The 18,155-nt window shown below is 68.4% G+C and carries 16 protein-coding genes, 1 tRNA gene and 1 pseudogene; 4 read left to right on the top strand and 14 right to left on the bottom strand.

Going from position 1 to position 18,155, the window contains the following annotated elements; genetic code table 11:
• Positions 1–26: 26 nt before the first annotated feature.
• Positions 27–398, top strand: coding sequence for an MmcQ/YjbR family DNA-binding protein (locus ACYQ1L_RS07570; RefSeq protein ID WP_460003605.1), 372 nt, complete (start codon positions 27–29; stop codon positions 396–398).
• Positions 399–499: 101 nt separating this feature from the next.
• Here the strand turns inward: ACYQ1L_RS07570 and ACYQ1L_RS07565 are convergent.
• Positions 500–625 (bottom strand): annotated as a pseudogene (locus ACYQ1L_RS07565) (short-chain dehydrogenase); the annotation flags it as partial.
• A 106-nt stretch (positions 626–731) separates the two neighbouring features.
• Here ACYQ1L_RS07565 and ACYQ1L_RS07560 point away from each other — a divergent pair.
• A complete protein-coding gene (locus ACYQ1L_RS07560; RefSeq protein WP_460003604.1) occupies positions 732–1,577 on the top strand; it encodes a helix-turn-helix domain-containing protein in 846 nt (281 codons plus the stop codon).
• On the opposite strand, the gene ACYQ1L_RS07555 is transcribed toward ACYQ1L_RS07560, so the two are convergent.
• Complete coding sequence (locus ACYQ1L_RS07555) at positions 1,555–2,268, bottom strand: DUF4386 domain-containing protein (protein WP_460003603.1); 714 nt, start codon at positions 2,266–2,268, stop codon at positions 1,555–1,557. The genes ACYQ1L_RS07560 and ACYQ1L_RS07555 overlap by 23 nt on opposite strands.
• 88 nt (positions 2,269–2,356) lie before the next feature.
• Between ACYQ1L_RS07555 and ACYQ1L_RS07550 the strand changes: the two genes are divergently transcribed.
• The gene (locus ACYQ1L_RS07550; protein WP_460003602.1) at positions 2,357–3,016 is read left to right on the top strand and encodes a TetR/AcrR family transcriptional regulator; all 660 of its coding nucleotides are present in this window, start codon (positions 2,357–2,359) and stop codon (positions 3,014–3,016) included.
• Between the two features lie 741 nt (positions 3,017–3,757).
• Here the strand turns inward: ACYQ1L_RS07550 and ACYQ1L_RS07545 are convergent.
• The 9 genes from ACYQ1L_RS07545 to ACYQ1L_RS07505 all read right to left on the bottom strand — a co-directional run bounded on the left by ACYQ1L_RS07545 (position 3,758) and on the right by ACYQ1L_RS07505 (position 13,093).
• A complete protein-coding gene (locus tag ACYQ1L_RS07545) occupies positions 3,758–4,678 on the bottom strand; it encodes a hypothetical protein (protein ID WP_460003601.1) in 921 nt (306 codons plus the stop codon).
• Positions 4,675–5,511 (bottom strand): alpha/beta hydrolase, encoded by an 837-nt coding sequence (locus ACYQ1L_RS07540; protein WP_460003600.1) that lies wholly within the window; start codon positions 5,509–5,511, stop codon positions 4,675–4,677. Before ACYQ1L_RS07540 ends, ACYQ1L_RS07545 begins: the two co-directional genes overlap by 4 nt.
• An 83-nt stretch (positions 5,512–5,594) precedes the next feature.
• Positions 5,595–6,772 (bottom strand): IS3 family transposase gene (locus tag ACYQ1L_RS07535; RefSeq protein WP_460003599.1). Its coding sequence is split into 2 segments (ribosomal slippage): positions 5,595–6,503 and positions 6,506–6,772, totalling 1,176 coding nucleotides; the frame shifts between segments, so codons are not numbered across the junction.
• Between the two features lie 61 nt (positions 6,773–6,833).
• Positions 6,834–7,166: a hypothetical protein gene (locus tag ACYQ1L_RS07530; RefSeq protein WP_460003598.1), complete on the bottom strand. Its 333-nt coding sequence runs from the start codon at positions 7,164–7,166 to the stop codon at positions 6,834–6,836.
• Between the two features lie 385 nt (positions 7,167–7,551).
• A tRNA-Gln gene (locus ACYQ1L_RS07525) sits at positions 7,552–7,626 on the bottom strand.
• Positions 7,627–7,739: 113 nt separating this feature from the next.
• Positions 7,740–9,245, bottom strand: a complete 1,506-nt coding sequence (gene gltX / locus ACYQ1L_RS07520; RefSeq protein WP_460003597.1) for a glutamate--tRNA ligase — start codon at positions 9,243–9,245, stop codon at positions 7,740–7,742.
• A gap of 102 nt (positions 9,246–9,347) precedes the next feature.
• Positions 9,348–10,898 (bottom strand): S53 family peptidase, encoded by a 1,551-nt coding sequence (locus ACYQ1L_RS07515; RefSeq protein WP_460003596.1) that lies wholly within the window; start codon positions 10,896–10,898, stop codon positions 9,348–9,350.
• Between the two features lie 150 nt (positions 10,899–11,048).
• On the bottom strand, positions 11,049–12,317 hold the full coding sequence (locus tag ACYQ1L_RS07510; protein ID WP_460003595.1) for an MFS transporter: 1,269 nt from the start codon (positions 12,315–12,317) through the stop codon (positions 11,049–11,051).
• The gene (locus ACYQ1L_RS07505; RefSeq protein ID WP_460003594.1) at positions 12,314–13,093 is read right to left on the bottom strand and encodes a fumarylacetoacetate hydrolase family protein; all 780 of its coding nucleotides are present in this window, start codon (positions 13,091–13,093) and stop codon (positions 12,314–12,316) included. Before ACYQ1L_RS07505 ends, ACYQ1L_RS07510 begins: the two co-directional genes overlap by 4 nt.
• Positions 13,094–13,153: 60 nt before the next feature.
• Here ACYQ1L_RS07505 and zwf point away from each other — a divergent pair, with 60 nt between their 5' ends.
• Positions 13,154–14,677 (top strand): glucose-6-phosphate dehydrogenase, encoded by a 1,524-nt coding sequence (gene zwf / locus ACYQ1L_RS07500; RefSeq protein WP_460003593.1) that lies wholly within the window; start codon positions 13,154–13,156, stop codon positions 14,675–14,677.
• Between the two features lie 66 nt (positions 14,678–14,743).
• Here the strand turns inward: zwf and gnd are convergent, their stop codons facing one another.
• The 3 genes from gnd to ACYQ1L_RS07485 all read right to left on the bottom strand — a co-directional run bounded on the left by gnd (position 14,744) and on the right by ACYQ1L_RS07485 (position 18,113).
• Positions 14,744–15,802, bottom strand: coding sequence for a phosphogluconate dehydrogenase (NAD(+)-dependent, decarboxylating) (gene gnd, locus ACYQ1L_RS07495; protein WP_460003592.1), 1,059 nt, complete (start codon positions 15,800–15,802; stop codon positions 14,744–14,746).
• 85 nt (positions 15,803–15,887) lie between these two features.
• Positions 15,888–17,000, bottom strand: coding sequence for a branched-chain amino acid aminotransferase (locus ACYQ1L_RS07490; protein WP_460003591.1), 1,113 nt, complete (start codon positions 16,998–17,000; stop codon positions 15,888–15,890).
• A gap of 51 nt (positions 17,001–17,051) precedes the next feature.
• The gene (locus tag ACYQ1L_RS07485) at positions 17,052–18,113 is read right to left on the bottom strand and encodes a 3-isopropylmalate dehydrogenase (RefSeq protein WP_460003590.1); all 1,062 of its coding nucleotides are present in this window, start codon (positions 18,111–18,113) and stop codon (positions 17,052–17,054) included.
• Between the last annotated feature and the right edge of the window lie 42 nt (positions 18,114–18,155).

The following is an 18,155-nucleotide window of genomic DNA, read 5'->3' as shown; positions in this document are numbered from 1 at the left end:
GCCCGCGGCGCGAAGGAGGGGGCACGATGGACGTGCTGCAGCAGTGGGCGGCGGCGCGTGCCGAGGAGCTCCCCGGCGTCACCGTCGACCAGCCGTTCGGACCCGAGGTCGACGTGTACCGGGTCCGCGAGCGGATGTTCATGGCGATGTCCTCGACCGGCAGGACGTCCGTGACCCTCAAGGCGGCACCGGCCGATGCAGAGGCCCTGCGCGAGACCTTCCCGGCGATCGTCCCCGGGTATCACATGAACAAGCGGCACTGGATCACCCTGGGCTCGGACGGGAGTCTGGAGCAGGACCTCGTCGAAGAGCTCGTCACCGAGGCGTACCGCCTGGTCGTGGCGAAGCTGCCGCGCACGCAGCGCCCCGTGGATCCGGAGGTCTTCGGGCGGATCTGAGCAGAAGGCGATGACGCATCGGTCAGTACTCGATGCGTCCGTCGCGGTTGTGGAACTCCCCGGTCGGCCCGTCCGGTCCGACGGTGGCGAGGCGCACGGTCGCGGACCGCGTCCCCGGAACCGGGGTCGCGCATCCCGGCGTACACGGTGTGACCCGCGTCGAGGAGTCGTCTGGCCGTCTCCAGGCCCAGGCCGCGGTTGGCTCCAGTGATGAGTGTGATCGTCATGCCTTCGACTCTGCGGCACGCCCGGCGGAACGCCCAGGCCCGGGTTGTCGGGGGGGGGACCGGCAGTACCAGGATGGCGCTGCCGAGTGACCCTACGATGGGCTTCGTGAACGAGTTCGGTGCGGTGCTGAGGTCGTGGCGCGATCGCGTCGACCCCGCCGAGGTCGGTCTGCCGGTAGGCTCCGGCCGCCGCGCGAAGGGCCTGCGCCGCGAAGAACTGGCGGCGCTCGCGGGCGTGAGCGTCGACTACATCGTGCGGCTCGAACAGGGCCGCTCCACCAGCCCCTCCCCTTCGGCCCTGGCCGCGCTCGCCCGCGCGCTCCGGCTGACCCGAGAGGAACGGGACCACCTGTTCCGCGTCGCCGGCGCGCTTCCGGCACCGGACGACCGGATGCCCCGGCATCTCACGGCCGGGGTGCAACGTATCCTGGACCGGGTCGGGGATGTGCCGCTCGCCGTGTTCACCGCCTCGTGGGACTTCCTCACCTGGAACTCCCTGTGGGCCGCGCTCTTGAAGGACCCTTCGGAGATGAAGGGCCTGGAGCGCAACATCGCGTGGCGCCACTTCATCCACGGCCACGGGACGATCGAGTACGACGACACCCTCGAGGAGGAGTTCTCGAGCGACCTCGTCGCCGACCTCCGTCAGGCCCAGGGGCGCTACCCGAACGACCCCGAACTGCGCCGCCTCATCGCCCGCCTCCGCGCGGATTCTCCGGAATTCGAACGGCTATGGGGCATCGCCCGCGTCGCCACGCACCGGTCGAGCCGGAAGACGATGACGGACACCGTCGCCGGGCCGATCACCGTGGACTGCGACGTGCTCTCCGTGCCCGACGGCGACCTCCGCATCGTCGTCTACACCGCCGTACCGGGCAGCGACGACGCGGCCAAGCTCGACCTGCTCCGCGTGACGGGAACCGAACGGTTCAGCCCGCACGCCGTTCGGTGATCCCCGCCGCGGAGGGCCGACCGCTTCTCGGGCTCCCGGCAGGAGGCTCGCCGGGCGCCCGGAGCCCACGGGCGATGAGGTGGATCGCGAGCCAGAGCTCGAAGGCGAACACCGGGAGTGCAGCCGCGCCGGCGACAGGCCCGTTGAGGGGGATGACGGACCACAGCTGGCAGAGGTTGCTGACGAGCACGAGGAGACCGCCTCCGGCACCGAGCGCCGCGAGTGGCCGGGGCACCGCGCGGGAGTCCCAGAGGAGCCAGCCGAGGACGATCGTGTTGACGCTGATCACGAGCCCCTGGCCGAGCAGGAACGACGCGGTGTGCATCGCCGTCAGCAGCTCCGCCGAAGACCCGGCGGTCGCGTGCGCCCACGTCATCGCGAGCATCGGCAGAGCACCGGCGACGATGACGGCGGCTTCCACGGCGCGAAGGATGGCGAACGTCGCCGCGCGCACCGCTCCGAACGCGCGCAGCACGTGCCACAGAAGCACGCCGGTTCCCGCGCAGCCGATCGCGAGTGCGAACTCGAGGGTGACGCCGGCGGGGACGAACCCGGCGCCGTACGCCACGACCGCGACGACGGAGGTGACGTGCGTGACGAGATAGAGAACGCCTGCGGCACGGGCATGCTGGCGTGGCGTGTGGCGCGCTGATTCGCGGATCCCGTCCGGGTATACGGCGTATGCTGTCATTCGCTCATCGTAGGTTTACGATGTATACATGTCAAGCAATGCCCCCAGATCCTCGCGCAGTCGCCTTGATCGCGATCTCATCGTCGAGATGGCGATCACCGTTGCGGATAGGCAGGGCCTGGAGGGGGCGAGCATGCGCGGAGTGGCGGAGCGCTTGAACGTCACGCCGATGGCCCTGTACAAGCACGTCGCGAATCATTCCGCACTCATCGACCTCATGCTCGACCGCGTGATCGACGGCATCCCCGCTGTCCGGTCCGGCACGGACTGGGTGGAGACGACCCGGGCGCGCATCTTCGCCGCACGGCGGGCGTTCGCGGCGCACGCATGGGCGCGCGAAGCGATCGAGACGCGCCCGCTGGCGACGCCGCGGACGCTGCACTACATGGACTCGCTCATGGCCGGGATGTTCGACGGCGGGCTCTCCGCCGACCTCGTGCACCACACCATGCATGCGCTGTCCACCCGAATGTGGGGCTTCACGCGGGATGTGCTGCCGACACCGCAGATCCCCGAGGATCCGCAGCAGCGGGCTCAGGCCATGGCCGCCTTCGCGGCTTCCTATCCCGCGATCGTGCAGATGGCTACGACATCGCCACACGCCGGGGAGGCCTGCGACGACGACGCCGAGTTCGCCTTCGCGCTCGATCTCATCCTCGCCGGCGCTCAGCGCCTCCACGAACGCGGCTGGACACGTGCGGTACCCGTTCGGAGCGAGCTCGGCGGCACTCACGCCGCCCGCGAGTGATGCTCGCGTCATCCGCTGCACTCGAGATCCGACGGCTGCCACGCACCACGCCGGAACGAGAAAACCCCCGCTCAAGCGGGGGTTTCATCTTGCTGGCGCAATCGACCTCTGTTCTAACCATTGGCGACAAGGGTTCACCCCCGACGAATTGCGCCGTCTGGCTCAGATTGGTGATCGCACCAACGGTTCGAACTTCCGCACCTCGTATCGCGCGCAACCGCTTCCGAAACGGCTCGGTCCAAAGAAGGTTGGCGACATCGTGCGTCGATATCAAGAAGGTGAGAGCGCGAGATCACTCGCGGAGAAGCATGATGTTTCGACTTCGGCGGTAGTCCGGCTGCTGCGCGAGAACAACGTGGTGGTCAAGAAGAGGAAAGTCACCGAGGGCGACGAGCGACGCATGAGGTCGGACTATGATGCCGGGTCAACTATGCGGGAGCTTGAGGCGAAATACGGGCTATCTCACGGAGCAGTGTCGCGAGCGCTGCACCGAGCGGGGGCGACACTACGCGCGAGCGCGCCACGAAAGAAGTTGGCGTGAGCATGGTGCAACCCGCGCCAGCTCCTCTCGAGTCCGCGGTGCAGCGACGGCGCACGCGGTCAGTCGTCGGCTGCTAGCTGGATTCTTACAAGCCTCAGGGCCACGCTTGCAGTGCGCTCGACCTGAAACCCTTCGTCGACTAGAAGCTCGCCGCGGGAACCTAGAACGGAATCGCGACTGGATGAGTCGCCACGCACCAATCATTGGACTCGAGCACGCCCCCTGCCTCGGAGAAGGCGGATGACCTGCTCTCGCATAAGTTTGAGGTCGAACTCGTTGTCGCTCCCAATAGTCAGCAGGCGCCTCTCGCTGAATACGCTCGACGCACCGCCCTTGAATCGCCCGCGGCGGCGCCCCGTCGTATATTCGCGCGATGCATCCTCATCGAGACTGGAGACGAGTGCTTCGTGGAATTCCGTTTCGAACGCCGAGAATTCGTTACGCAGAACGTCAAGGCGCATCGATGCCTTGATGCCCGGCCAGCTGCTGCCATCACGCCAGCTTGCCGGAGTCCTCTCTCCTTCATAGGATTCGTACGAATCAATGAACCAATACAAGTTGTACTGGTTCATTGTGATTCCCGTTGCAAGCTCTTGCGGGTAGACCGTCGCTGTCGCACGCAGCACCTGCACCTCCGCCAACGCAAGATGCCACTCGTCTTCTGATGCGAAGTGCGTTAGATGGATCCGTCCGAGCTGGGGAGCTGTCAGGCTGGACACAGCGCGCGCATACGCTCGCGTGAAGTGGTCAGGGTCAAGTAGCGATGGGCTGTAAACATTGGAGCCGTACCGGAGCCCTGGGTCAAGCCAATTGACGTACCTGTCCAGCAGAAAATGCTCATCGAGGTACGTGGTCGCTCCGCGAGGGAACAATCCAATCCGCTCGCCAAGCTGAACCCAGTCGCGCTGCTCCTTAAAAAGATTCTGGTATAACCCATGCTTGTGCAGACGGACACTCAATTCCGTTGGTTCGCCTCGCACCCTCGCGGAAAGTTCCCGCCGCCTCCGTTCGCTGCGGCGCTTCTCTTGCGGCATGTCGTGAAGGTTGTCCAAGGCCGCAAACCAGCCATCCGTGAGGGCCCAGAGGCGGAACTCCGCCGGGGTGACGTCATCGGGAGTCATTGCGGAACACCCCACCGCACCACCTGATACGGCACCGGGTAGTCGCTCGCGGGCTTGCACACGCTCGAGTGAGTGCGGCCCCTCCAGTGGCACACGGCGACATCGGTGACATAAGGGGTGTCGAAGACGATGCGATCTGGGCTGGCCCAAAGAATTGAGGCAAGGAGCGGCCCGGCAATCTGAGAAGCATGTTTCACAGTGACGTCCCGCGCATACGCTACTGGCGGCGAGCCGCGCCTTAGGTCCTTGTACGCGACAGAAGGCGCCAGCGCCATGCGGAGCAGATCTGCGAGAACTGGCATGTCCGTAAGCTCACCCTTCTCTCCGACTCGCGTGCCGCTGATGGCCGGGCTGAAGAGACGCACTGCCGCTCGCAGAACCGGATGGGAGATCGGATCCACACCTGAGGCGGGCTCGGGATTCATTTTCGTCGCGGCCGAGGCGATCGCGTAGCGGATGACGAGTCCACCCAGCGAATGCCCGACGAGAACGAGCTCTTGATATCTTGCTTCGGGATTCCTGCGCGGGCCAGATTCCTTGTGGGTCTTCCATCCCCCAGGGACAGTCGGAAAATGCTCTTCAACGGCCTGGAGTAAGTCGTCAGCGAGGCTCGAGACCGACCCTCCAAACCAGTTGTACTCGGCAAAGACCAGGTCCGACTCGCCCCACCACTCGTCTGACGGTGGATCGATCGCGAACTGACCCCAAGTCCTCCGAGCGCTGCCGAGGTACCCGTGGACGAATATGATCAGCCGCGTGGCGGGGTTGACCGCGAACTGCGCGAACTTGAACAGCCTGTGGCTGAGGGGCATCGGCCAGTGATTTCTGGACATCCGACCTCCTCACCCGACGATAGTGATAGCAGAATAGCGAACCGCCGAACGGGCGTGAAGCAGGAATCGGTGACAGATTCGGTTTAGGCCGCGAGAGATTGCGGCTCGGTTAGCTTGGCTTCGAAGTCGATCGGCGTCAACCCGCCGAGGGTGTCCTGTGCTCGTTGGCGGTGATACTTCCGCTCGATCCAGACGACGATCGCGAGGCGCAGTTCCTGCCGGGTGGCCCACCGCTGCTGGTTGAGGACGTTCGTCTGCAGCAGCGACCAGAACGACTCCATGGCGGCGTTGTCTCCGGCGGCGCCGACGCGACCCATCGATCCGACCATGTCATGACGGCGCAGCTCGCGGGCCATCGCCCTGCTGCGGAACTGGCTGCCCCGGTCAGCGTGCAGGATGCACCCGGCGACCTCACCGCGACGAGAGACGGCGTTGCGGACGGCATCGACGGCGAGCTTCGCGGTCATCCGGTCGCTGATCGAGTAGCCGACGATGCGGTTGGAGAACACATCCTTGATCGCGCAGCAGTAAAGCTTGCCTTCGCTCGTCCGATGCTCCGTGATGTCCGTGAGCCACAGCCGGTTCGGGGCATCGGCGCGGAACACCCGCTGCACGTGATCGTCGAACACCGGCGGGCCGGTCTTCTTGCCCTTCTCACGTCGCCGGCGCTGCGCGGACGAGAGGATCCCGGCCTGCGAGCACAGCTTCCACGCCGTGCGCCGGCTCATCCGCCATCCCGCCCGGCGGGCTTCGTCGGCGAGGTATCGGTATCCGAACGTCGGGTCGTCGTGATGCGCGTCATGCAGCGCGTTGATCCGATACGCGCGGAGCATGTCCGCGTCCCTGACGGGATCGTTTCGCCACCGGTAGTAGGGCTGTCTTGCGAGCTTGAGGACCCGGCACGACACCGTCACGGGAATCCCCGCGTCGGCGAGCTCAGATACGAGCGGGTACGTCATTTTGGGGAGCCACCGAGTCTCAGGTTCGCCTGCGACAGATACGCCGCCGCTCGCCGGAGGACCTCGTTCTCCTGCTCGAGGAGGCGGATCCGCTTCTTCAGTTCACGTGCCTCGGCAGCGTCCGCGGCGGTCTGACCGGGACGGTTGCCTTCCTCGACGTCGGCCTGACGGAGCCAGTTCTGCAACGTCGCCTCGCTGATACCGAAGTCGGTCGCAACCTGCTTGATGGTGACGCCGCTCTCGCGGCTGCGAGCAACCGCGACAACGTCTTCGCGGAACTCTCTGGGATAGGGACCGGGCATGATGACATCCTTCCCGCCAGCGCCTCCCGGCACTAACGATCAGTTGTCACCGATTCGTTCCTCACGCCCGAACGCCGGAAACGGCGGCACCTATGAGTACCTCGTCTGCACCGCACGGCAGCACAAACTGTGCACGACCCCCTGGCTCAGGGTGGAGCAGATCGAAGGCGAAGTCATCACGGCAGTGAGCGGCGAGCGACTCAGCACCGACGTCATTCACGAGATGCGCGACGGCGTCACCGCCGCGATCAACGATCTTCTCGCGTCCGACCGGGAAGCGAAGGCGCAACTCTCGAAGCAACTCAGCAAGCTTGAAGCACAGGAAGAGCGCCTCATCGAGCTCGCAGCGACCGGCTCCCTGCCGATCGCAAAGATCCGCGAGCGGATCGAACACACGACGCTCCAGAAGGAAGCGATCCGCGAGAAACTCGATATCACCCTAGATCGCCTCCAGTACAGCGCCGAAACGGCGATGGCCTACATCGACCTTCTAGAAGATCCGGGCAACCTCTACCAGCGTGCTTCTGACACCGTCCGACGAGATCTGCTGACGGCGTACTTCGAGCGACTCGTGCTGCGGGTCGAGGACAACCAGATGCAGCTCATCGGCGAGCGAAATGCTGCAAACCGCAGTGTTCGAGAGATCCGCGCTGCTAGGGATCTGAGCAATCCCGAGCCCGCCTCGATGCAAACAAAAACTCCCCGCTCGAGAGCGGGGAGTTCGGAGAAACGTGAACCCACAGCCAGTTCATTTGACCATGGTTCGAGTAACGTTCGTATGGCTGGGGTACCTGGACTCGAACCAAGAACAACTGAACCAGAATCAGCCGTGTTGCCAATTACACCATACCCCAAGGGCGAAACCTGGGCCTCGCACCGAGAGTCAAGCTTACCCGAGCTCAACCCGGGATCCAAACCGGGGCGGTATCCCGCGCGCGTCGCACTCCCCGCCCCGGTCCGGTGCCGATCAGCCCAGGAACTCGGCCAGCGCGCGCAGGCGGCGCAGCGTCTCGTCCTTGCCGAGCAGCTCCATCGACTCGAACAGCGGCGGGGACACGCGACGGCCGGTGAGCGCGACGCGCGGCGGGCCGTAGGCGACGCGGGGCTTGAGGCCGAGCTCGTCGACCAGCGCCGCGGAGAGCGCGTCCTGGATCGCCTCGGGCGTGAACGTCTCGAGCGGCTCGAGGGCGGCCGCGGACGCCGTCAGAACATCGGCGGCGTTCGCCGGCAGACCCTTGAGCGCGTCCTCGTCGTACGACACCTGGTCGGCGAACAGGAAGCCGAGCAGGCCGGGCACCTCGCCCAGCAGCTGCACGCGCTCCTGCACCAGCGGTGCGGCGCGGAACGCGAGCACGATCTGCTCGTGCGTGGGCTCGCCCTGGAACACGTCGGCGGCGGCGAGGTAGGGCAGCATCCGCTCCGCGAAGTCCTTGCCGTCGAGCTTGCGGATGTGGTCGCCGTTGATGGACTCGGCCTTCTTCTGATCGAAGCGGGCCGGGTTCGGGTTGACGTTCGCGATGTCGAACGCGGCGGTGAACTCCTCGAGCGAGAACACGTCGCGGTCGGGCCCGATCGACCAGCCGAGAAGGGCGAGGTAGTTCAGCAGGCCCTCGTGGATGAAGCCGCGCTCGCGGTGCAGGAACAGGTCGGCCTGCGGGTCGCGCTTGCTGAGCTTCTTGTTGCCGGTCTCCCCCAGCACGAGCGGCATATGCGCGAAGCGCGGCACGAACGTCGTGACGCCGGCGTCGATGAGCGCGCCGTAGAGCGCGAGCTGGCGTGCGGTGGAGGGCATGAGGTCCTCCCCGCGCAGCACGTGCGTGATGCCCATGAGCGCGTCGTCGACCGGGTTCACCAGCGTGTACAGCGGGGCGCCGTTCGGGCGCACGACGACGAAGTCGGGGAAGGATCCAGCCGGGAAGGTCACCTCGCCGCGGATGAGGTCGACGTAGGTGAGGTCCTCGTCGGGAACCCGCAGGCGCAGCGCGGGCTGGCGGCCCTCGGCGCGGAACGCGGCCTTCTGCTCCTCGGTGAGGTCGCGGTCGTAGTTGTCGTAGCCGAGCTGCTTGGCGCGACCGTTCGCCTCGTTGCGGGCGTCGATCTCCTCGGCCGTGGAGTAGCTCTCGTAGACGGCCCCGGACGCGATGAGCTTGTCGATGACCTCGCGGTAGATGTCCCCGCGCTCAGACTGACGGTACGGGCCGTGCGGACCGCCGACCTCGACGCCCTCGTCCCAGTCGATCTTGAGCCAGGTGAGCGCATCGACGAGCTGGCGGAAGCTCTCCTCGCTGTCGCGCGCGGCGTCGGTGTCCTCGATGCGGAACACGAGCTTGCCGCCGGTGTGCCGGGCGTACGCCCAGTTGTACAGCGCCGTGCGCACCATGCCGACGTGCGGCAGGCCGGTCGGCGAGGGGCAGAAGCGGACGCGGACGTCGGATCCTGAAGCGGTCGTGGTGCGGGGATCGGGAGTAGCCATAACCCTTCGATTCTAGTTGCGGGCGGCCCCTCTCCCGAGCAGGGGGCGGGCGCACGGGCCGGGGCCGGACGGAGCATGCTCCGCCCGGCCCCGGACCGTCACTCACTGCGCGACGAGCTGATCCACGTAGCCCGGCAGGCGCGGCGCGCCCCAGCCGGTCGTGAGGTCGTAGCCGGCCGTCGTGTCGTACCCGGGAACCGGGCCCGGGGTCAGCGACCCGTCGTCGGCGAGCGCCCACATGCGGTTGTTCGCGAGGTAGCCGCTCGGCGTCGTGCCGTACTGCAGCGGAACGATGTCGCCGAACGCCGCGGCCTTGTCGAAGGATCCGCGGTACAGCGCCTTGTTCAGGTCGCCGATCGGGCCCTTGCCCGCGGCGGCGCGCGCCTGGTTGGCGATCGCCGTGGCGGCTGCGGCCTGCGGCGAGGCCGCGGAGGTGCCGCCGAAGACGCCCCACGCTGCAGGGCCCTCGGTGCTCGGGAAGTACGTGTGGTACACGAGCACGCCGCCGTTCACGGCCGCGTTCCAGGCGAGGTCGGGCACGCCGCGCGCGTTGCCGACCACGCCCGCGACGCCGTCCTGGAAGGACGGACGCGAGTACACCGTCGACAGGCCGCCGCCGGTGCCGATCTGGAAGCCGCCCTCGTTCCACACGGCCTCGCTCTCACCGCCGGCGTTCCAGCCCCAGTACGCCGGGTTGCGCGCACCGCTGGCGAGGTACGGCACATCCTGCGTGGGGTTCCACGTCCAGCCCGACTGCACCTGGGTGCCGCCGACCGACGTCACGTAGGGCGAGACATTGGGGTAGCTCACCTCGGGCGTCGAGCCGACGGTGCCGGCCCGGTGCGACCGGACGTATCCGCTGGATCCGTCGTCACCGGAGGAGGCGAAGAAGGTGTCGCCCTTCGCGATGCCGCGCTGGAAGGTCTGGTCGAACCGGTCGAACTGCGTCTTCGCGGCGGAGGCGGATCCGAACGTCTGCTCATCGGTGCCGAACGACATCGAGAACACCGTGCCGGAAGGGTACTTCTGGATCGCCCAGTCGATGGCCTTCATCAGGTTCGGCACGCCCTGCACGCCCTGCGTCTCGGCAGGAGGTGTCGACAGGAGCACGATGTGCGCCTTGGGCGCGATCGCGTAGGCCCACTGCACGTCGAGGTTGGCCTCGCCGGCCCAGCCCGCGGCCGAGTTCGGGCCGGACTGGCCGACGCCCTTGCCGGTCGGGTTCTTGTAGTCCGGGGTGCCCAGAGGCGAGACCGCCTCGAAGTCGGGGGCCGGTCCCCCGAACGTCTGCGCGAAGACGTTCAGGTCGTCGGCCGCCGTCGGGCTGCCGTACGCGTCGACGAGCACGATCGTCTGGCCGGCGCCGTCGTTGCTGCCGGCGAGGGGGCCGAGACCGTAGTGCGCGCGCATCTGGTCGGGCGTGTAGCAGTGGATCGTCGTGGAGACGCGGTTGTCGGGCGCGGGTCGCTGGCAGGCGACCGCACCGCTCGCGTCGGCCTGAGACGTGAACGCGCTGTCGGGTGCCTGCGCCGCGAAGGGCACGACGCTCGCCGCGGCCGGCGGGGGCGAGGAGACCGGAGACAGCGCGAGCGCCGTGGCTCCCGCCATCGCCGAGACGCCGAGAACGGCGAAGAGGGTCCTGGTTCGTGACATGCCAACCTCCCTGTTGACGGATCCCCGGGCCGCCGGGTCAGCGACGCCGGGCCGAGCACGACGCTACACCCGCATCAGCCCACTGCTATCGGATCCTCAGCCGTCTCATAAGGTCGGCGCAGGACGCCGACGCGACGCGCTCGGATGCCGTCATCTGCGGCCGAGCGGCGAGAGCACGACGATCGCCGCGACCACCACGAGCGCCGCGATCGCCAGCCCTGCATAGGAGAACGACTGCAGGATCACCCCGGCGAGGACCGCGCCGCCGGCCGCGCTCAGGCTCATCAGCGAGTCGCTGCGACCCTGGCGGCGCGTGCGCAGCGCGGGCGCCGACGCCTCGGTGAGCAGTGCCGCCCCGGCCACCGTCGCGGCGCTCCAGCCCAGCCCCAGCAGGATCAGCGCGACCATGACGCCCCACGGGGTCTCCCCCGCGAACATCGCGAAGCACAGGGACCCCACGAGCAGCGCCTGTCCGAGCAGCACCGTGCGCAGCCGGCCCCAGCGGTCGGCGAGGATGCCGAACACGGGCGAGAGGCCGTACATCCCGGCCACGTGCAGCGCGATGGTCACCCCGACCAGGACCGTCACGTCCACCTCGGACATGCCGCCGTGTCCCATGGATCCGTGATCCATGCCCGCCATCGCCATGTTCACCAGGTGCACGGGGGTCATCGCCATCACCGACGCCATCGTGACGTGCGAACCGGCGATCGCGAAGATCGCGTAACGCGCGGCGACGGGACGATCCACGCGCTCCACGGACCCGGCGACAGATCCGGTCTCGGGAAGATCCCGCGCGATGAGCAGCGGATCCGGTCGCAGCGCGACGAGGTACAGCGTGAACGCGGCGATCTGCGCGACCAGGGAGAACAGGTACGAACCCGTATGCACGGGCATGCCGATCGCACGCCCGGCCTGCTCCCCCGCGCCCAGCAGCAGCGGTCCCGCGACCCCGCCGATGGTGGTCGCCCACACGACGATGGAAAGGTCGCGGCCTCGGTGCGCGGGATCCGCGAGATCGGTCGCGGCGAACCGGGACTGCAGGTTCCCGGCGTTGCCCATGCCGATGAGCACGATCCCGGTCAGCAGCAGCGGGAACACGCGCACCGCCGCGGCGGAGATGACGATCGCGATGCCGACGAGCGCGAGCAGGTTGCCCGCGGTGAGGGCGAACCGCCGCCCCCGGACGCTCGCCAGGCGCGCCAGCGGGATCGCGGCGAGCGCGGCGCCCAGGGTGACCGAGGCGGTGGCGAGGCCCGACAGCGCATCGCTGCCGGAGATGTCCTTCGCGAGGAGCGCGCCCAGCGACACGGTCGCGCCGAAGGCGACTCCGCCGAGCACCTGCCCGAGCGACAGGATGCCGACCGTGCGGCGCTGGATCCGGCTCCGCTCCTCGACCGTCAGGAGGACGCCGCTCACGAGGCGGGGAGCGCGTCGCGCACGCTGTTGCGCAGCGTTCCGATGCCGGTGATCTCCACCTCGACCGCATCGCCCGCGACGAAGGGGCCCACACCGGCGGGCGTGCCCGTCATGATCACGTCTCCCGGCAGCAGCGTGAACACCGCCGAGGCGTAGGCGATGATGTCCGCGACCGAGTGGATCATGTCGGTCAGCGGCGCGTGCTGGCGCACCTCGCCGTTCACGCGCGTGGTCAGCTCGGCGGCGCCGAGGTCGAACTCGGTCTCGATCCACGGGCCCAGCGGGCAGAACGTGTCGAAGCCCTTGGCGCGCGACCACTGCCCGTCCTTGCGCTGCAGATCCCGCGCGGTGACGTCGTTCCCGACGGTGTAGCCGAAGACGTACTGCAGCGCGTTCTCCGCGGACACGTTCTTGGCTATGCGGCCGATCACGACGACGAGCTCGCCCTCGTGCTCGGTCCGCTCCGACAGGGCGGCGGGGCGCACGATCGTGTCGCCGGGGCCGATCACCGAGGTGTTGGGCTTGAGGAACAGCAGCGGCTCCGCGGGGGCCTCCCCGCCCATCTCCGCCGCGTGGTCGTGGTAGTTCTTCCCCACGCAGACCACCTTCGACCGCGGGATCACCGGCGCGAGCAGGGCGACGTCGGCGAGCGGGACGCGCTCCCCCGTCGTCTCGTAGCCCGCGAACATCGGATCGCCGGTCAGCACGACCAGCTCGCCCTCGTCGAGGATCCCGTACTTGATGCCGTCGTTGTGGCTGAACCGCGCGATCTTCACACGCTCAGCCTAGCCAGACCGCCCTTGTCGTGGCGGCCGGGGCGGGCCACGATAGGCGGCATGCCGCCTGCACAGGAGTCCCCGGTTCCGAACCGCGTCCCGCAGTCCATCGCCTACCCCAGCCCCGGCGCCACCGGACGACGGAAGGATCCGGCCGCCGCCGATGCCCACGTCGTGGTGCTCTTCGGCGCGACCGGCGACCTCGCCCGTCGCAAGCTGCTGTGCGGGCTGGGCTTCCTCGCCGTCTCCGGCTTCACCCGCGGGATCCGGGTCGTCGGCACCTCGCTGGAGGATCTCGACGACGAGGGCTTCCGCGCCTTCGCGCGCGAGGCGATCGAGAGCGTCGGCACCCGCAAGCTCACCGACGAGCAGTGGGAGCAGTTCGCCCCGCTGCTCTCCTACGTGCCGATCTCGGCGGGCCCGGAGGCGCTCGCCGAACGGGTCGCGGCCGCCGGTGCGGAGCTCGGCGACAAGCCGCGTCTGCTGCACTACCTGAGTGTGCCGCCGAAGGCCGCGCTGACGGTGATCGAGACGATCCGCACCGCAGGACTCGTGCCCCGCTCGCGCGTGATCATGGAGAAGCCGTTCGGGGAGGATCTCGCCTCGGCGAAGGCGCTGAACGCGGAGATCCATCGCACCTTCCAGGAGAAGCAGATCTTCCGGATCGATCACTTCCTCGGCAAGGAGGCCGCGCAGAACATCCTCGCCTTCCGCTTCGCCAACGGCCTGTTCGAGCCGATCTGGAACCGCAACTTCATCGACCACGTGCAGATCGACGTGCCCGAGTCGCTCGGCCTGGACGCCCGGGCGGCCTTCTACGAGCCCACCGGCGCCTACAAGGACATGGTGGTCACCCACTTGTTCCAGATCCTCGCCTTCGTGGCCATGGAGCCGCCGACGGCACTCGAGCCGCGAGCGATCTCCGAGGAGAAGGACAAGGTGTTCCGCTCGCTCGAGCCGATCCTCCCCGAGGACACCGTCCGCGGGCAGTACACGGGCTACCGCAGTGAGCCGGGTGTGAACCCCGACTCCGACACCGAGACGTTCATCGCGCTGCGCGCCCGCATCGACAACTGGCGGTGGGCGGGGGTCCCGTTCTACCTGCGCACCGGCAAGCGCATGGCCGAGGGCATGCGCATCATCTCCATCGCCTTCCGCGAGGCGCCCAAATCCATGTTCCCGGCCGGCTCCGGCCTGGGCGAGCAGGGTCCGGACCACCTCACCTTCGACCTCGCCGACGAGTCCAAGGTGTCGCTGTCCTTCTACGGCAAGCGCCCCGGCCCCGGCATGCGCTTGGAGAAGCTGTCGATGCAGTTCTCCACCAACGACACCGAGCGCGCGAACGACGTCCTCGAAGCCTACGAGCGGCTGATCCTGGACGCCATGCGCGGCGATCACACCCTGTTCAACACCGCCGAGGGCATCGAGTCGCTCTGGGAGCGGTCCGCCCCGCTGCTGGAGAACCCGCCCGCGGTCAAGCAGTACGCGCCGGGCACCTGGGGTCCGAACGCGATCCACCAGCTGATCGCGCCGCACGCCTGGCGGCTGCCGTTCGAGCGGGAGTGGCGGCACGAGCGCACCTGAGACCCTCGCGCAGACGCGAAAGGGATCCGGGCTCGCGCGATGCGGGCCCGGATCCCTCCCCGCGCGTCAGCTCGTGGCTTCGGCCTTGTTGCCGCCGGCCTCGAGGACGTCACCCGCGGGGAGCTCCTTGTGCCCGCCGAACTGCAGGCGCATCGCGGAGAGCACCTTGTTCGCGTACAGGTCCTCGTCGCGCGAGGCGAAGCGCTCGAACAGCGACGCGGCGAGCACCGGCACCGGCACGCCCACGTCGACGGCGGCCTTGACGGTCCAGCGGCCCTCACCGGAGTCCGAGACCCGACCGGCGAGACCATCGAGCGTGGGGTTTCCCTGCAGCGCCGCAGCGGTGAGGTCGAGCAGCCAGGACGAGATGACGGATCCGCGTCGCCACAGCTCGGCGACCTTCGGGGTGTCGATGTCGAACTGGTAGTACTCCGGCTCCTCCAGCGGCGCCACCTCGGCCGAGTGCTCGGCCTCGCGGATGCCGGCATCGGCGTTCTCGAGCAGGTTCAGACCCTCGGCGAGGGCGGCCATGACGCCGTACTCGATGCCGTTGTGCACCATCTTCACGAAGTGGCCGGCGCCGGAGGGACCGCAGTGCAGGAAGCCGAGCTCCTCGTTCGAGAGCTCGCCGGTGCGACCGGGGGTGCGCTCGATCTCGCCCGCCCCGGGGGCGATCGTCTCGAGGATCGGCGTGATGGTGGCGAACGCCTCGTCCGGCCCGCCCACCATGAGGCAGTAGCCCCGTTCGAGCCCGAAGACGCCGCCGCTGGTGCCGACATCGACGTAGTGCAGGCCCTTCTCCCGCAGCGCCTTGGCACGGCGCACGTCGTCGCGGTAGTTGGAGTTGCCGCCGTCGATGAGGATGTCGCCGGGCTGGAGCACCTCGCTGATCTCCTCGACGACGCGTCCTGTGAGGCCGGCGGGGATCATCAGCCACACCACGCGGGGGCCGTCGAGCTTGGCTGCGAGGTCGGCGTAGTCGGTCGCGCCGATCGCCCCCTCGGCGACCAGGGCCGCGACCGCGTCCGGGTTGACGTCGTAGACGACGCACTCGTGCCCGCCGCGCATGAGGCGGCGCACGATGTTCGCCCCCATCCGTCCGAGTCCGACCATGGCCAGCTTCATAGCAGGGTCCTCTCCTGTCAGGGGATGGTTGTCGTGCGCCGCCGCAGCGACGTCGGTGTGCCGGGATGCGCTCCCGGCGGCGTGATCAGGCGTCCAGCCGGACGAGCCAGCCGTGCGCGTCCTCGCGGCGACCGTACTGGATGTCGGTGAGCTCCTCGCGCAGGGACATGGCCAGCTCGGTGGATTCGGGTCCGGAATGCACGATCTCGAAGTCGTCGGCCATCAGCTTGCCGATCGGCACCACGACGGCGGCGGTGCCGCAGGCGAACGCGCCGACGATCTCCCCCGAAGCCGCGCCGTCGCGCCACTCCTGGATGGAGAGCTTGCGCTGCTCGACCTCCAGGCCGCGGTCCTGCGCGAGCTGCAGGATCGACGCGAGCGTGATGCCCTCGAGGATCGAGTCGGATGCGGGGGTGAGCAGCTTGCCGTCGCGCGTCACGAGCACGAGGTTCATGCCGCCGAGCTCCTCGATGTAGTCCCCGTCGAGGAACAGCACCTGCTGGCAGCCCTTCTTGTACGCCTCCTCCTGCGGAAGCAGGCTCGAGGCGTAGTTGCCGCCCGTCTTCGCCGCGCCCGTGCCGCCATGGCCGGCGCGCGCGTAGTCGCGGGAGAGCCAGATGTTCACCGGCTGGACGCCGCCCGGGAAGTACGCTCCGGCCGGGCTCGCGATGAGGTAGTAGGCGACCTTCTTCGCAGCGCGCACGCCGAGGAACGCCTCCTTGGCGAACATGAACGGCCGCAGATACAGGCTCTCCTCCGGGTTCGAGGGCACCCAGGCGCCGTCGACCGCGATGAGCTGCTTGAGCGACTCGATGAACAGCTCGGTCGGCAGCTCGGGCAGCGCGAGGCGCCGCGCCGAGCGCTGCAGACGGGCCGCGTTGCGGTCGGGGCGGAAGGTCCAGATGGATCCGTCGGCGTGACGATAGGCCTTGAGTCCCTCGAAGATCTCCTGCGAGTAGTGCAGCACGGCCGCGGCGGGGTCGAGCTCGATGGGGCCGTACGGCGAGACCCGCGGACGGTGCCAGCCGCCCTTCTCCGACCAGCACAGGTCAACCATGTGGTCGGTGAAGTGCTGCCCGAAGCCGGGGTTCTCGAGGATGGCCTCGCGCTCGGCGTCGGAGCGCGCCTCCTCGTTGCGGGTGACCCGCCACATGAGGCCGGCGGGGGACGGAGCCTGGAGAGGGAGTTCGATGGTCATGAGTGTGTCCTGACAGGTCGAAGGGGACGGCGTCGTGCGCGTGACTTCAGGTTACGCCTGGAGCCGCGCGATGATCGCCGCGCCGGTCTGTTCGGTGGTGCGGGTGCCTTCCCGCGACGCGATGTCCTCCTCGACCGCGCGCTGGATGCGGGCGGCCTCGTCGCTCAGCCCCAGGTGGTCCAGGAGAAGCGCGACGGAGAGGATCGCGGCGGTGGGGTCGGCCTTCTGCTGACCCGCGATGTCGGGTGCCGAGCCGTGCACCGGCTCGAACATCGACGGGAACGCGCCGTCGGGGTTGATGTTGCCCGAGGCGGCGAGGCCGATGCCACCGGTGACGGCGCCGGCCAGATCCGTGAGGATGTCCCCGAAGAGGTTGTCGGTGACGATCACGTCGAAGCGCGAAGGGTGGGTGACCAGGAAGATCGTGGCCGCATCGACGTGCAGGTAGTCTACGGCCACATCGGGGTGCTCCCGCGCCACGGCGTCGACGATCCGCTTCCAGATCGCGCCGGCGTGCACCAGCACGTTGGTCTTGTGCACGAGCGTGAGCTTCTTGCGGCGCTTCTCGGCGAGCTCGAACGCGTACCGGACGACGCGCTCCACGCCGAACGCCGTGTTGACGCTGGTCTCGTTCGCGACCTCCTGCGGCGTGCCCTTGCGGATCGCCCCGCCGTTGCCGACGTACGGGCCCTCGGTGCCCTCGCGCACCACCACGAAGTCGATGTCGCCCGGATCCGCCAGCGGCCCGGCGGCTCCCGGGTACAGCTTGGACGGACGCAGGTTCACGTAGTGGTCGAGCTCGAAGCGGAGCTTGAGCAGCAGCCCGCGCTCGATGTTCGCGTCTTTGAGGCGCGGATCCCCCGGCTGACCGCCGACCGCGCCGAGCAGGATCGCGTCGTGAGCGCGGATCGCGTCGAGGTCCTCGTCGGTGAGCGTGTCCCCGGTCTCCAGGTACCGCGCGGCGCCCAGCGAGAAGCGCGTCTTCTCGAAGGTCACGTCACTGCCGGCGGTGACCGCGTCGAGCACCTTCTCCGCCTCGGCGACGACCTCGGGGCCGATGCCGTCCCCGGGGATGACGGCGAGCTTCACGACACGGGACGAGGCTTCGGACACGGGCGCTCCTTGATCGTTGCGGGTGGAGGATCCCAGGCTATC

This window comes from Microbacterium xylanilyticum, from assembly GCF_054654695.1.
This window is presented reverse-complemented; position numbering and strand designations above follow the sequence as displayed.